Here is a 13,447-nt window from a genome sequence, read left to right as displayed (position 1 = left end):
CGGACCGTTTCGGTCCGGGCGCCCCTCTTCTTTTAAAGATGTGGGTCAGCCCGCGAGGAGCCGCTTGACCTCGGTGGCGACACGGCTGCCCTCGGCGCGGCCGGCGACCTTGGCCTTCACGATCTTCATGACGGCGCCCATGGCCTTCGGCCCCTCGGCGCCGCCGGCCTTGGCCTCGGTCACGGCGTCGGCGACGATCGCGGCGAGCTCCTCGTCCGACATCTGCTTCGGCAGGTAGGCGGCGAGCACCTCGCCCTCCGCACGCTCCCGCTCGGCCTGCTCGGCGCGGCCGCCCTTGTCGAACGCGTCCGCGGCCTCGCGGCGCTTCTTCGCCTCGCGGGTGATCACCTGCAGCACCTCGTCGTCGGAGAGCTCACGGGCGGACTTGCCCGCGGTCTCCTCGTAGGCGATGGCGGAGAGGGTGAGCCGGAGGGTGGAGGAGCGCAGCTCGTCACGCGCCTTGATGGCGGCGGTGAGGTCGTCGTGCAGCGTGGACTTGAGCGTGGTCATGCCGCAATCTTCGCATTCGGCGGCGGATGCCGCCCCGCATTAACGCCGTGGGGCGGCGGGGCGACGGCAACTCCCGCGGCGCGCCTGCGACATCGCGCCTGCATCCGGCCCCGCGATATCCGGAAGATATCCACAGCCCGTGACGGGGCGATGCCGGCGGTCTGCGACCATGTACCCCATGCGCGCTCGATACGGAGTACCCCTGGGAATCGCGGCGGCCGGCGCAGCCGGCCTGGCCTACGCCGCCGGCTTCGAGGTCCGGTCCTTCCGGCTGCGACGGGTGACGGTGCCCGTGCTGCCGGCCGGGATGCGGCCGCTGCGGGTGCTCCAGGTCTCCGACATCCACATGGTCTCCGGGCAGCGCAAGAAGCAGCGCTGGCTGCAGTCCCTCGCCGGGCTCCGCCCGGATTTCGTGATCAACACCGGCGACAACCTCTCCGACCCGGAGGGCGTCCCCGAGACGCTCGACGCCCTGGGCCCGCTGATGGAGTTCCCGGGCGCCTACGTCTTCGGTTCGAACGACTACTACGGCCCCAAGCTGCGCAACCCCGCCCGGTATCTGCTGGAGCGGGCCAGCGGGCGGCACGGCCTGAACGGCAATGCGCCGGTGGTCGGCGCGATCCACAACCCCTGGGAGGAGCTGCGCGACGGCTTCGACACCGCGGGCTGGGTCAACCTCACCAACACGCGCGGCGCGCTCAAGGTCGCCGGGTACGACATCGCCCTCACCGGCCTCGACGACCCGCACATCAAGCGCGACCGGTACGCGGAGGTGACCGGCGGCCCCCGCGAGGACGCCGACTTCTCCATGGCCGTCGTCCACGCCCCGTACCTGCGGGTGCTCGACGCCTTCACCGCCGACCGCTACCCGCTGATCCTCGCCGGGCACACCCACGGCGGCCAGCTGTGCATCCCCTTCTACGGGGCGCTGGTCACCAACTGCGACATCGACCCCGAGCGGGTCAAGGGCCTGTCCACCCACAAGGCCGGCGGCCACCGCTCCTACCTGCACGTTTCCGCAGGCTGCGGCACGAACCGCTACACCCCGGTCCGCTTCGCCTGCCCCCCCGAGGCCACCCTGCTCACCCTCGTCCCCCGCGACTGAGCCGCGCGAGCCGGGTCCGGGGCGGCCTGCCGGCCCGGAGATAGCCCTCCGGGCCCGGGGGTTTTCCCGGCCCGGCAGGTTTCCGGAGCCCACCCGTACGGTGGGGGAATGCTCGAACCGACCCCCTCCACCACCCGGCGCGGCGTGCCCGGCGCGGCGGGCGTTCCCGCGTCCGCGGTCGTCCCGGCCGGCCGCCGCCCCTTCGCGGCGGTCTTCCGCGCGCTCGTCGCCCTGGCCGCGCTCACCGGCATCGTCCTGGACTCGATCGACTCCGACGACCTCGGCCGGCTCTTCAGCTACTTCACGATCCAGTCCAACATCCTGGTGGCGGTCTCCTTCGCCTGGGCCGCCCACCGCGCCTGGACCGCGCGCCCCGCCCTCTCCCCGCGGATCACGGGTGCGGCGCTGCTCTTCATCTCCATCACGGGCCTGGTCTTCCACTTCGTACTTTCGAACGACTCCAGCGGCTTCTCCATGACCAGCGAGCGCACGCCCCTGGAATCGGTCGCCAACCAGCTCCTCCACACCGTGACCCCGCTCGCGGCCGCCCTCGACTGGCTCGTGCTCACCGCGCCCGGCGGCTTCCTCCTGCGCCACGCCTGGCAGTGGCTGGTCTACCCGCTCCTCTACCTCCCCTTCGCCCTGATCCGCGGAGCCCTCCTGGCCCCCGGCACCGAGGGCCGCTACCCGTACCCCTTCCTGGACGTCGACCTCCACGGCTACGACGGCATCGCCGTCAACGCCGTGGTCTTCGGCCTGGCCTTCTACGGACTGGCCCTCACCCTGGTCCTGCTCGACCGCATACGCCCCCACCTGCGCGGCCCCCGGAATCGGATTTCGTCTCTGGGCTCCGGTCCGCTAAAGTAGAGCTCGTTGCGCCGGGGACCTGCGAAAGCAGAGACTCGGAGAGCATCGGGGTGTAGCGCAGCTTGGCAGCGCGCTTCGTTCGGGACGAAGAGGTCGTGGGTTCAAATCCCGCCACCCCGACAGCTGAAATAGCACTTCAGCCCCGGTTTTCTCACTGAGAGAACCGGGGCTGAAGTGTTTCTTGCCCTCCCCCGGGGAGCAAGCAGGGAGTGGATCAAGGAGAGCGGAGCCGGAGTCCGCCCTTCCAGGGTCTGGGGAGCCCGGCCCTCACAGCAGCCTCGCCGCCGAGGAACCGGCAAGGTGTGATCTAGGGCACATGGCATGCCTTGCGTCCAGGGGCGCCTCCCGTGGCCGGTACGCAATGAGCATGGTGGTGCCCGGCCGGAGCGGGCGATGGTTTCAGCTCTGGCTGAATCGTTGAGCGATCCGATCGCGAGCGCCCTGGGCGGTTGGTCAGCAGGGCGGCGCGGCGGCAAGGAAGTCGATACCCATCGGGCTGCACGTGTGCCAGACGGCCTTGCCCTCGCGGTGGGTGGTGATCAGCCGGGCCTCACGCAGTGCCTTGGTGTGCTGGGAAGCGGCGGCCTTGCTGATGCCCAGCTCGCGGGCCACGTCGCTCGTGGTGAGCTGCCGCGTCAGGAGTCCCAGCACCGCCGCGCGGGTGCGGCCCAGGAGCGAGCCCAGCGGGTCGCTGCCGGGCTGCCGGTCGATCAGCGGGAGCGGGACGGCCGCCGGATAGATGAGGATGCTCGGGGCCTCCTCGTGATGCGCGATCAGGGGGCGCTCGGTCCACAGAGCTGACGGCAGCAGGACCAGGCCGTGGCCGCGCAGCCGGACGTCCACCCGTTCCGGGCAGTCGAAGACCAGTGTGGTGCCCTCCCACCGGCCGCCCGGCGCCAGGGAAGCCAGCGCCGTACGGATTCCGTGACGGGCCAGCAGCCGGGTGCGCCAGGCCTGCTCGGCGTCGAAGCTCGTACGGATGCGGCCCCAGTGCGCGGACAGGAGACCGTCGTAGCCCGCGTGCAGGGCGCGCTGGAGGATCTTCCAGGCCTCCCTGTCCTGGTCGGCCAGGTCGCGCACCCAGGGCGTGAGCGGGCGCGTGGCCGGGCACAGGTGCGCCAGCTGGTCGCGGACCTCGTCGGCGGGCGTGGCGCGCACCGCCTCCAGACCGTCGTCCATCTGCCGGCTGAGCGGATCGAGGAACATCGGCCCCAGGGCCGTTGGGGGCACCAACGACAGCAAAGGACGTGCCTCGGCCGGGAAGGTCTGCCGTGCGGCGTGCTGCCACCTGCCGAACGTCGAGGGAGGCCTACGGCGTTGCACCAGTGCGACAGCGATGGCCAGGTCTATGAGGGGCGCTGGGGACGGCGCGAAGGTCACACACAGCAGGTCCTCGGCCGTGAACCGCAAGCGCAGCATGATTCAGCGCCTCCTCGACTCTCACCGGCCTGCCCGCTCTCACCGGCCGGTCTGCCCGCATGGTTGTCACGCGCCGGAGTGGGCGGAAGCAGCAAACCGGACAAGGAGTTCTTGTTCTTCGGCAAGCGGTGGCGGGGCCGGGCTGGGGCCGGTCCGACGCCCCAGCCCGGCCCCGGTCCGGTCAGCTGCTCACGCCGGCGAAGGGCCGCGGGGCGTTCACGGCGTCCGGGACAGGGGCGCCTTTCAGGGCCAGGGCCACTGATTCGGCTACCTGGGTTCCCGCCTTCTCCTGGGCCTCATGGGTGGAGGCGCCCAGGTGCGGGGTGGCCACCACGTTGTCCAGGGTGAGGAGGGGGGAGTCGGCGGGGGGCTCGTTTTCGAAGACGTCCAGGGCCGCGCCTGCGATGCGGCCGGCCCGGAGGGCGTCGGTCAGGGCGGCCTCGTCGATGATCCCGCCGCGGGCGACGTTGACGAAGTACGCGGTGGGCTTGGCCTTAGCCAGGGCTTCCGCGCCGATGAGGCCCACCGTCTCGGGCGTCCTGGGAAGGTGAACGGTGACGAAGTCGGCGCGGGTGAGGAGGTCGTCGAGGCCGGTCATCTCGATGCCCAGTTCCGTCGGGCGCCCACCCGCCACGTACGGGTCGTAGGAGATGACCTCCATACCGAACGCCGCCAGTCGCTCGGCCACCAGCGCGCCGATGCGGCCCAGTCCCACGATGCCGAGCACCTTTCCCGAGAGCTCGGTGCCCGTGAAACGGCTGCGCTCCCAGGAGCCCTGCTTCAGGGACCGGCCTGCCTGCGGGAGGTTGCGGGCGGCCGCCAGGAGCAGGGCGCAGGTCATCTCGGCGGCGCTGACGATGTTGGCCGTGGGCGTGTTGACCACGAGGACGCCGGCGCGGGTCGCCGCGTCGACGTCGACGTTGTCGAGGCCCACGCCCGCCCGGCCGATGACCTTGAGGCGGGTGCCCGCCGCGATGACCTCGGCGTCGGCCCGGGTGCCGCTGCGGACGAGCAGGGCGTCGGCGTCCCGGACGGCCGCCAGGAGGACGGCCCGGTCCGTACCGTCGCAGTGGCGGATCTCGACCCCTTCGCCCAGGGCGTCGACTGCTGCGGGTGAGAGCTGGTCGGCTATCAGCACGACGGGGTGCTTCATGAGCGTTCTTTCTGTCGGGGTCGTGGTCGTGGGGTCGGGGTCGTGGGGTCGGGGTCGTTCTCTCGGGTCTCCTCGGGTCTCCCCGGGCCTCACTGCCAGAGGACTGCGATGACTCCCGTCGTGAGGAACACGAGAGCGTGCACGGAGAGCACCGTGCGCAGGACCCACCGGGTGTCCACCGGCCGGTCGGCGTCGTCCGTCTCCGCGGAGGACTGCACCACCGGGGCCGGGGTAGTCATCGTGCGGGTCGCGGGACCCGACGACGGCGACGACGGCGCGGAAGTGTCCCCCCGCTCCGGTGGCTTGGGCGCCGCCGCCGGCCCCGGCGCGTTCTGGGCCAGCTGTGCGGCCAGGACGACGCGGGCGCTGGAGGCGCCCGAGGCGAGGGCCGCGCTGACGTTCTGCACGGCGACGAGGTGCCCGGTGGAGTAGTTCAGTGCCTCGGCGGTGTTGGCCTGGCTGGCGGCGAACATCGCGTTGGCCCCGGTGTTGGAGCCGGCGAGGAAGCCGCCGACGGCGCCGATCCAGGGTGCGAGCACGAGGTAGGAGGAGCCGATCGAGGCGCAGGCCTCGGCGAGCTCCCGGCTCATGCCGGTCACGGTGAGGACGGTGCCCAGGGTGAGGAAGACGACGGTCGTCAGGGTCACCTGCCACCAGCGGCCGAGCGCGGCGAGGGCGGCCGGGCCCAGGACGGGCTCCCCGGCCTCTCCGGCCTGCCCGGCCTGCCCGGCGCCCAGCAGCTTCGGCGTGAGGACGGCGGTGACCAGGAGCCAGCCGCCCGGCCCGGCGACGACCGTCCACCACCCTTCCTTGACGCCCGCGGTCTCCAGGATCAGCCGGCTCACCAGGAGGCCGGCGACGAGGAAGGCGTACGGGGAGAGCGTCCGGCCGATGGACTCGCGCTTGCCGTCCGCGCCGTCCCGCTCCAGCAGCCGGGAGACCACCAGCAGGACGACCATGGTGACGAGTCCGCCGAGGACACCGGCCAGCGGCACGCCGATGAAGGTGTTGACGGCCCAGACGGTGCCCCAGAGCGCCGCCACGGCCAGCAGCAGGTCACCGGCCGAGGCCAGCGCCCGGCGCGCGCCGAGGGCGACGACCAGCGTCGCGGCGCCGCAGATGAGGAAGACGGGCGCGGACAGCAGGGCGGAGTCGATGCCCAGCTGCTGGAAGTCGACGTCGCCGAGTTCGGCGGCGACGAGGCTTCCCGGCGCCAGGGAGCCCCACGGCACGGTGACCAGGCCCAGCAGGCCGACCACGGCGGCCTTGGCCGGCGGCAGGCCCAGCTGGCGCAGGAGGGGGATGGCCACGATGACGCCGATGCCGAAGCCGGTGAGCGACTCGGCGAACGGCGTCACGCCGAGCATCACCAGCAGCACCGCCCGGCTGGGGGAACTGCAGGCGCTGCCTATCCAGTCGCCCATACGGGACTGGGCGCCGGTGCGCGTCATCAGCTCGCTGAGCAGGATGCCTCCGAAGAGGATCGCGCCCAGTTCGACGATGGTCGGCAGCATGTGCAGCTGGGCGTCGCCGAGATCGCCCAGCGGGGTCCGGAACGAGGTGGCCGTGAGGACCAGTGCGGTCGCCAGGGCCGCCAGGCTTGCGTACAGGGCACGCACGCCCAGGGCGAGGAGCCCCAGCGTGACGAGGATGGGGAGGGTTGCGAGAGCAGCGTTCACGAAGTCACCTTTGCAGATGCCATCTCTGCAGTCTTCAAGGGAAGTTCGGCCAGGCCGGTCGCTGAGCGGTGCGCTGCTTCGAGCATGGCGGTGACACTGCGGTGGGCGTCCATCAGCGCCCGCGAGAAGCCGCCGGGGGACGGCACGTAGTGGTTGTAGAAGGTGGTGCCTTCGGACAGCGGGCCGAGCACCCACATGCGCTCGTCCGCCTCGCCGTCGCGGCCGACCGGGTGCAGGCCCCGGGTGAGGTCGACGCCCCGGCTGCTGGCCACGGCGGGACGGTGCCGCCGGATGATGCCGTTACGGACGAGGTCCGCGAGCAGCCGGCTGCCGGTGCGCTCGACGTCGGGCTGGCCGGAGGTGGCGTGGACCAGCCAGTCGGCGGTGGCGGTGTACGGCGTGCCCAGGCGCGTCGAGGACAGCTGCCAGCGCTCCTCCTCCGCGTCCCACGCGAGCTCCGGCTCGGGGCCGAAGGGGACGGCGACGGCGCCGGCCCGGAGCAGGGCGAGCAGCTCCTGGTGGCGGTCGAGCTGCGGCCCGGTCACCGACCGGTTGAGGACGGCGGTGAAGGAACCGTAGAACTCCTCGTGGGACTTCTCGTCGAGGCCTGCGAAGTCCACAGCGCGGCGCAGCAGTTCACGACGGTCGCGGAGCACTTCCAGCGCGGCCTTGAGCGGGCTGCCGTACAGGCCGAGCTCCGCCTGCTCCAGGTCCTCGGCGAGGCGCCCGGCGTACCAGTGCTGGTAGGCGCGGCTGTCGGGGAGTTCACCCGTCTCGGGGAAGGGGAGCGCTTCGGGGGAGAGGAGCGCTTCGGGGAAGAGGATGGCCTCGGGGTCCAGGAGGCCGAAGTCCTCCCGGTGCGCTTCGTCCAGCCGGTCCAGCTCGGTCTCGAGCCGTCCGGCTGCGAGGGCCTCGCGCAGGGTGCCGGCCGTCCCCGCCTCAGCCTTCTCGCCGCCGAGCAGCCCGGCGCACCGCAGGTGGAACGCGATGCGCATCTCGGTGCGGACGAGCGGCAGCAGGTCGCCGTGGAGGCTCATGCCCTCCTCCGGCGCGTCCGCCCGCAGACGGTCGACGGCCTCCGGGGTGAGCACCAGGGGCTCGTACAGCGCGCCCTGGCGGTTGGCCCTGGGGCGGGCGCGGAACGGCAGTCCGGTGCGGGAGTACAGCAGGATGCGGGGTTCCTGGCCGCTGGGAACGTACTGCAGGGTCCCGTCGACGGTGATGTAGCGGCCGCCGCGGCCGAGGGTGAGCGCGGCGAGGGCGTCCATGCCGGACAGGCCCGTGCCCGCGAGGGCGACGGTCTGGCCGGGCTGGATGTCCGTGAAACGGTTCTTCGGCGGGTAGATGTCCCGGACCCTGCGGTGCTCCCCGGGCGACTGTTCCGGCGCGGGCGGGGCGGGCTGCGGGGTGTGCCCGGTGGTGAGGAAGACGAACGGGGCCGTCAGCACGCTGCCGTCGTCGAGGACGATGTGCCGGTTGCCGTCGGGCAGGACCGTCAGCCCGGTGGCCTCGCCCGCGTGGAAGCGGATCTCCAGGTGGTCGGGGGCGCGGTCCACGACCCGCCGCAGGAACCAGGAGAGGTACTCGCCGAGTATGCGGCGGGGAAGGTAGTCGTCCTCACGTATCTCGCGGCCGACGGGGCCGAGCGTGTAGCCGTCCTCGGCCAGCCGGAGGCCCCGCTCGCGGACCCACTCGTAGAGGGTGGGTCCGCGGTCGCCGACGGTGTCGCCGACGGTGGCCTCCTCGGGGAACGGGGAGACCTGGTTGCAGGTGGTGTTGAGCAGCAGGTAATCGGGCTGGGCCGGGTCGTGGATGCCTGTGGCGTCGCACAGCGGGTCGACGACGTCGACCGTGAACGGCCGCTCGCCCCAGGAGGGGGCCGAGGTCAGGGTGACGATCCGCTCCAGGACGCCGAGGCCCCGGGAGCCGAAGCCGATGATGCAGGCGCCGAGGCTGTCGGGGGAAGAAGGGGGCACCGCCATCGTCACCACCGCCGGGTCTCGCCGAAGAACTCCGGGACGTCGACGGACTCGCCGCTCTCCCGCGCCGTGCGGTAGACGTGCATGCCGACCGCCAGGTCGAGGACGCCCAGGCCGAACGGGGAGAAGATCACCGGGCGGTCGCGGTCGGGCCGGACGTCGCCCAGGATGACGTCCGCGAGCGTGCCGTCGATGAAGTCGCGGTGCCCGTACTTCTGCTCGGCCAGGTGCGGGGAGGTGTTGGCGGTCATGCAGTGGCCGATGTCGTCGAGGATGTTCTGCGCGCCGAGGATGATCTCCGGGCCGATGTCGCGCAGCGAGACGTTCAGCACGACCTGGCCGGCGGTGAAGGTGGCGGGGTCCGTGATGTACGGCTCGCCGGCCGTCGTGGCCAGGACCACCACGTCGGAGCCGGTCAGGGCGGCCGTCAGGTCGTCCTCGGTCGTGGTGCGGTAGCCCAGCGACGACGTGGCGTACTCGGCGAAGGCCTTGTTGTACTCGGGCAGCCGGTCGTGGATGACCAGTTCCTCGACGGCCCATTCCTGGGCGGTGAAGAACTCCAGGATGTTGCGGGCGATGATGCCGGCGCCGACGATGGTCAGCCGCCGGGCGCTGCGCCCGCCGGTCAGCTGCTCCGCGGCCAGGACCGCGGAGGCCGCGGTACGGGCGGCGCTGATCTGGGAGGCCTCGAGGCAGGCGAAGGGGTAGCCGGTCTCGTAGTCGTTGAGCAGCAGGGCTGCCGAGGCGCGCGGGAAGCTCTTGTCGATGTTGCCCGGGAAGCTGCTGATCCACTTGATGCCCGCCACGTCCGTCTTGCCGCCCAGGTAGGCGGGCAGGGCGATGATGCGGCTGTCGGGCTTGTCGGGGAAGCGCAGGAAGTAGCTGTTGGGGTTGACCGACTCGCCCGCGTGGTGGGTCAGGTAGGTCTCGCGCACCTCCGCGACGATCTGCTGCCGCGTACGGCCGATGATGTCGCGGGCGGTCTTTCCGCCGATGACGCTGAACTCGAACATTGTTATCCCTGTTATCCCTTCAGGACCGGCACGACGGTGCCGGGAGTCGGATGGGGTGTGGTGGCAGAGTGACCGTGCGGACGGTGCTGGCCGTGCTGACCGTTCTGGCTGTGCGGACCGTTCTGGCTGTGCTGGCTGTGCTGACCGCGCTGGTGCGGCACCGTGGCCTCGGCGCCGAATCGTTCCTGGACCCATGTGTCGTTGTAGATGGTGCTGAGGTACCGGTCGCCGAAGTCGGGCGCGATGGCCATCACGCGTGCACCGGCGGGGATTTCGTCCCGCTGGGCTTCGACGGCGGCCAGGACCGACCCGGTCGAGCCGCCCGCCACGATGCCCCTCTGCGCGGCGAGCCGGCGGCACATGCGCACGGCCTCCGCCTCGGGGACCATGACCATGTGCTCGATCTGCTCTGGGTCGAAGATCTCGGGCCGGCGGCTGGTGCCCAGCCCCGGTATGTACCGCCTGCCGGGCGGCTTCCCGAAGGTGACCGAGCCGACGGTGTCGACGGCGATCACGCGGGTGTTCGGGGAGTGCTCCCGGAAATACGCGACGCAGCCCATCAGCGTCCCGGTGGTACCGGCGCCGACGAAGAGGTAGTCGATGTCCAGCCCCTGCTTGACGATCGCGGCCGCCGTGCGCTCGTAATGCGCCTTGGGATTGGCCGGGTTCGCGTACTGGTTGGGCCAGACCAGCGCGGGGTCCTCGGCGAGACGCCGGTGGATGTAGTCGATACGGGACTGCAGGAATCCGCCGTTGGCGTCCCGCTGGTCGACCGAGACGACCTGCGCGCCGAAGGCTTCCATCAGCGCGATGCTGAGGGCGGACGTATTGGGGTCGACGACGCAGGTGAAACGGTAGCCGCGGGCCGCGCACACCGAGCTCAGCGCGATGCCCAGATTTCCGGAGGAGGATTCGATGACGTGGCCTCCGGGGCGCAGGACCCCGCGGCTCTCCGCGTCCTCGACAAGGCCGACGGCGGCCTTCATCTTGATGGATCCGGCCGGATTGAAGCCTTCCAGCTTGAGCAGGACATCGACCCCCGATATGAAACCGGACAGGTCGAGGAAGACGTCGTCCAGGATCATCTCGTGCGTGCTCTGATAGATCATTGATCGCCTCGTATTTCCGCGGATGGACACGGGAAACGACGGCACCCCGACCACTTTCCGGAGCCTGTTCCTATGGGGCGCTCGGGGGGAAGGGGGTGGGCGGCGGCTGGAGCGGCGGCGAACCCCCGACGACTCCGGCCGTACCGGGCACGCCCCCGGAAAGTGCCATGGAAATCCTGATGTTCATCTGCAGTCCCCCGGTCGCGCGGTGGCAGGCCGGGCCGCCACTCCCTGAGATCCAACTCTTCCGGGCCGAGACGTTGTTGACCATGATGTGCCCATGACGAGAAGTCGTTCGACGACTTCTCGTCACCCCCATCAGGGTTGTTTGGTGCTGACAGGGTCGAGGCGCAAAAGTGGCCGGGCGCCCAAGGGGCGTCCGGCCACGTCGTTGTGAGTCGTTGTGAGTCGTTGTGAGTCTTTGTGTTGCGAGTCGTTACGAGTCGTTGCGAGTCGTTACGAGTCGTTGCGAGTCGTTGCGAGTCGTTGTGAGAGGCGGGCCGGTGTCAGTCCCCGGACCGCTCCGGCCAGCCCTGACTGCGCAGGACCGCGGACACGTCGGGGGCCCGGTAGTGCTCGCCCTTGAGCACCTTTCCGTCGGCGCGGCGCGCGGCCCGGCCGTCGGGGCCCAGCTTGGTCATGTTGGAGCGGTGGATCTCGGCGATCACCGCATCCAGGTCGATGCCGTGAACGAGAGCCGTGCCGTAGGCGACGTAGACCACGTCGGCCAGCTCGTGCGCCAGCTTGTCCAGAGGGCCTCCGACGGCTACCTCGGCTACTTCGGCCACCTCTTCGGCCAGCAACTCCTGGCGGTGGGCGGCGAGATCCTCGGGGACCTCGGTGGGAATCGTACGGGCATCGAGCCCGAAAGCGAGGTGAAACTCGCGCACTGATGCGGCGGGAGAGTGCGCCGGGGCGGAAGGGGAGTTCGCCGGGACGGCAGAGGAGTTCGCGGGTGCGGCCGGAGAGTGCTTCATCCGCCCAAGGCTATGAGTCCCGCCCCGGCGCAAAGCCGGGGCGGCCGGGAGGATTCCGGGGTCAGGAGGTACCCGGGATCAGCCGAGCGATCCCTTGACCGGCTCGTGGGTGTGCGACTCGATGTCGCGGGCGGCGTTGTCGAGCAACTTGTTGGTGAGATCGGACAGGGCGCGGGCCGCCGCAAGTTCGTCACCTATGGCGGGGTCGTTCTGGTCGGCCGGATTGCACCGGGCGACGCCGTGCCCCACCAGCCGCCGCTCCCCGCCCTTGCCGATCAGCGTGGCGTCGGCGGTGACCTTACGGCCCTCTTCGGTGATGTCGATCTGGGCGTTCCACGCCGTCTTGGTCGTCATGGCAAACCTCCTGTACCAGAGCGCAGAGCACACACCTGGGCCCACTGTCCACGCTGGCACCGGTACGGGCCCTCCGCATCTCAGAGCCCGCCCGACCGGCGACAGGTTACTCTCTGCGCCCACCTGGGCACCTTGTGTGTCATGAGTCATCTCTGGTCACGCACGCCGGTGACGCCGGGAGGCCGGCTCGGCCGGGCGGCGCAGCACCCGGGGCGGTGCGACAGCCGGTATCTGCAGCGGCGGGACACCCTGGTGAAGCTGGCCCGCGGGCACCGCGTGGGCGATCCGTCGCCCACCGTGGACTACACCGAGGACGAGCACGCCACGTGGCGCACGGTCCACGGCGCGCTGGGCAGGGCGCACCGGGCGCACGCCTGCCGGGAGGTGCTGGACGCCGCGGAGGCGGCCCCCATCCCCGCCGACCACGTACCCCAGCACGCGGAGGTGGGGGCGCGGCTGAAGCCCCTGACGGGGTTCGAGTTCACGCTCGCCGGCGGGTTCGTGGAGAACCGGCGCTTCCTCGGGTCGATGGAGCGCGGCTACTTCCACGCCGTGCAGTTCGTCCGGCATCCGTCGGTTCCGCTGTACACGCCCGAACCGGACGTGATCCACGACGTGTTCGGCCACGGCATCCACCTGGCGTCGCCCGGGTTCGCCGAGCTCTACCGCATGTTCGGCCGTGCGGCGACGCGCCTCACCACGCCGGAGGCCCTCGACGTCATCAGCCGCGTGTACTGGTTCACCCTGGAATTCGGCGTGATGGCGGGGGCGGGGGCGGGTACGAACCCGGACGAGGTCAACGAGGTCAAGGCGTACGGGGCTGCTCTGCTGTCCTCTTACGGGGAGCTGGAGCGGCTCGGTGCGTGCGAGGTCCGGGAGCTGGACGTCCGGGCCATGGTCGCCACGCCCTACCGGGTCTCGGGCTACCAGCCGGTGCTGTTCGGCGCGCGGTGCATGAACCACCTCACCGACACGCTCGCCGGGTTTCTGGAGGACTTCGACGACGACACGGCCGGGCGGCTGGGCCTGCGCCCGGTGCCGGGCGACCGGTCCTGAGCCCGCGCCCCGGACGGAAGCCCCGGACGGAAGCCCCGGTGGAAGACGCCCCGGGCGCCCCGGGCGGAAGGAGACGCATCCGGAACGGAGTTATCCACAGGCTGGGGCTCTTCTCGGCACGCTGTCGGCGTTCCGGCGCAGAATGGGCCCATGACTGAGAGCAACGGGTCCGAACCGAAGGACGAGGGGCCCGCCGTCGCCCCGCAGGGCACGGCGGCGGCTGTGC

11 protein-coding genes, 1 tRNA gene and 1 pseudogene are annotated in these 13,447 nt (G+C 71.2%); 4 read left to right on the top strand and 9 right to left on the bottom strand.

Annotated elements, in window-relative coordinates; all coding sequences use genetic code 11:
• Window positions 1-45: 45 nt before the first annotated feature.
• Window positions 46-510 carry a GatB/YqeY domain-containing protein gene (locus tag IE241_RS21985; protein WP_190023493.1) on the bottom strand — a complete coding sequence of 155 codons (465 nt, stop codon included), beginning with the start codon at window positions 508-510 and terminating at the stop codon, window positions 46-48.
• A gap of 178 nt (window positions 511-688) precedes the next feature.
• On the opposite strand from IE241_RS21985, the gene IE241_RS21980 reads away from it, so the two are divergent.
• The 3 genes from IE241_RS21980 to IE241_RS21970 all read left to right on the top strand — a co-directional run bounded on the left by IE241_RS21980 (window position 689) and on the right by IE241_RS21970 (window position 2,602).
• The gene (locus IE241_RS21980) at window positions 689-1,615 is read left to right on the top strand and encodes a metallophosphoesterase (RefSeq protein WP_190023492.1); all 927 of its coding nucleotides are present in this window, start codon (window positions 689-691) and stop codon (window positions 1,613-1,615) included.
• A 108-nt stretch (window positions 1,616-1,723) separates the two neighbouring features.
• A complete protein-coding gene (locus tag IE241_RS21975; protein ID WP_190023491.1) occupies window positions 1,724-2,482 on the top strand; it encodes a Pr6Pr family membrane protein in 759 nt (252 codons plus the stop codon).
• Between the two features lie 46 nt (window positions 2,483-2,528).
• Window positions 2,529-2,602: transfer RNA gene (locus tag IE241_RS21970), tRNA-Pro, on the top strand.
• 333 nt (window positions 2,603-2,935) lie between these two features.
• On the opposite strand, the gene IE241_RS21965 is transcribed toward IE241_RS21970, so the two are convergent.
• The 8 genes and pseudogenes from IE241_RS21965 to IE241_RS21930 form a co-directional block, all read right to left on the bottom strand.
• Window positions 2,936-3,712: an ArsR/SmtB family transcription factor gene (locus tag IE241_RS21965; RefSeq protein WP_190023490.1), complete on the bottom strand. Its 777-nt coding sequence runs from the start codon at window positions 3,710-3,712 to the stop codon at window positions 2,936-2,938.
• Between the two features lie 403 nt (window positions 3,713-4,115).
• A pseudogene (locus IE241_RS21960) lies at window positions 4,116-5,054 on the bottom strand (hydroxyacid dehydrogenase); the annotation flags it as partial.
• Between the two features lie 89 nt (window positions 5,055-5,143).
• A complete protein-coding gene (locus IE241_RS21955; RefSeq protein ID WP_190023488.1) occupies window positions 5,144-6,733 on the bottom strand; it encodes an L-lactate permease in 1,590 nt (529 codons plus the stop codon).
• Window positions 6,730-8,715, bottom strand: coding sequence for an FAD/NAD(P)-binding protein (locus IE241_RS21950; RefSeq protein ID WP_190023487.1), 1,986 nt, complete (start codon window positions 8,713-8,715; stop codon window positions 6,730-6,732). Before IE241_RS21950 ends, IE241_RS21955 begins: the two co-directional genes overlap by 4 nt.
• A gap of 2 nt (window positions 8,716-8,717) precedes the next feature.
• Entirely contained in the window at window positions 8,718-9,725 is a 1,008-nt protein-coding gene (sbnB, locus tag IE241_RS21945; protein ID WP_190023486.1) for a 2,3-diaminopropionate biosynthesis protein SbnB, read from the bottom strand.
• Between the two features lie 11 nt (window positions 9,726-9,736).
• The gene (gene sbnA, locus IE241_RS21940) at window positions 9,737-10,834 is read right to left on the bottom strand and encodes a 2,3-diaminopropionate biosynthesis protein SbnA (RefSeq protein WP_190023485.1); all 1,098 of its coding nucleotides are present in this window, start codon (window positions 10,832-10,834) and stop codon (window positions 9,737-9,739) included.
• Between the two features lie 506 nt (window positions 10,835-11,340).
• Entirely contained in the window at window positions 11,341-11,811 is a 471-nt protein-coding gene (locus tag IE241_RS21935; protein WP_190023484.1) for a pyrophosphohydrolase domain-containing protein, read from the bottom strand.
• Window positions 11,812-11,889: 78 nt separating this feature from the next.
• Entirely contained in the window at window positions 11,890-12,165 is a 276-nt protein-coding gene (locus tag IE241_RS21930) for a DUF1876 domain-containing protein (RefSeq protein WP_179081920.1), read from the bottom strand.
• A 141-nt stretch (window positions 12,166-12,306) separates the two neighbouring features.
• Between IE241_RS21930 and IE241_RS21925 the strand changes: the two genes are divergently transcribed.
• The gene (locus IE241_RS21925) at window positions 12,307-13,221 is read left to right on the top strand and encodes a phenylalanine 4-monooxygenase (RefSeq protein WP_190023483.1); all 915 of its coding nucleotides are present in this window, start codon (window positions 12,307-12,309) and stop codon (window positions 13,219-13,221) included.
• Window positions 13,222-13,447: the final 226 nt, after the last annotated feature.

The organism is Streptomyces hiroshimensis (assembly GCF_014650335.1).
GTDB classification, from domain to species: domain Bacteria; phylum Actinomycetota; class Actinomycetes; order Streptomycetales; family Streptomycetaceae; genus Streptomyces; species Streptomyces hiroshimensis.
This window is presented reverse-complemented; position numbering and strand designations above follow the sequence as displayed.

Bases quoted from the DNA above. Each gene is read 5' to 3' on its own strand.
- IE241_RS21980 (WP_190023492.1), top strand. From the start codon at position 689: ATGCGCGCTCGATACGGAGTACCCCTGGGAATCGCGGCGGCCGGCGCA.
- sbnA (WP_190023485.1), bottom strand. From the start codon at position 10,834: ATGATCTATCAGAGCACGCACGAGATGATCCTGGACGACGTCTTCCTC.
- sbnB (WP_190023486.1), bottom strand. From the start codon at position 9,725: ATGTTCGAGTTCAGCGTCATCGGCGGAAAGACCGCCCGCGACATCATC.
- IE241_RS21975 (WP_190023491.1), top strand. From the start codon at position 1,724: ATGCTCGAACCGACCCCCTCCACCACCCGGCGCGGCGTGCCCGGCGCG.
- IE241_RS21985 (WP_190023493.1), bottom strand. From the start codon at position 510: ATGACCACGCTCAAGTCCACGCTGCACGACGACCTCACCGCCGCCATC.
- IE241_RS21930 (WP_179081920.1), bottom strand. From the start codon at position 12,165: ATGACGACCAAGACGGCGTGGAACGCCCAGATCGACATCACCGAAGAG.
- IE241_RS21935 (WP_190023484.1), bottom strand. From the start codon at position 11,811: ATGAAGCACTCTCCGGCCGCACCCGCGAACTCCTCTGCCGTCCCGGCG.
- IE241_RS21950 (WP_190023487.1), bottom strand. From the start codon at position 8,715: ATGGCGGTGCCCCCTTCTTCCCCCGACAGCCTCGGCGCCTGCATCATC.
- IE241_RS21925 (WP_190023483.1), top strand. From the start codon at position 12,307: ATGAGTCATCTCTGGTCACGCACGCCGGTGACGCCGGGAGGCCGGCTC.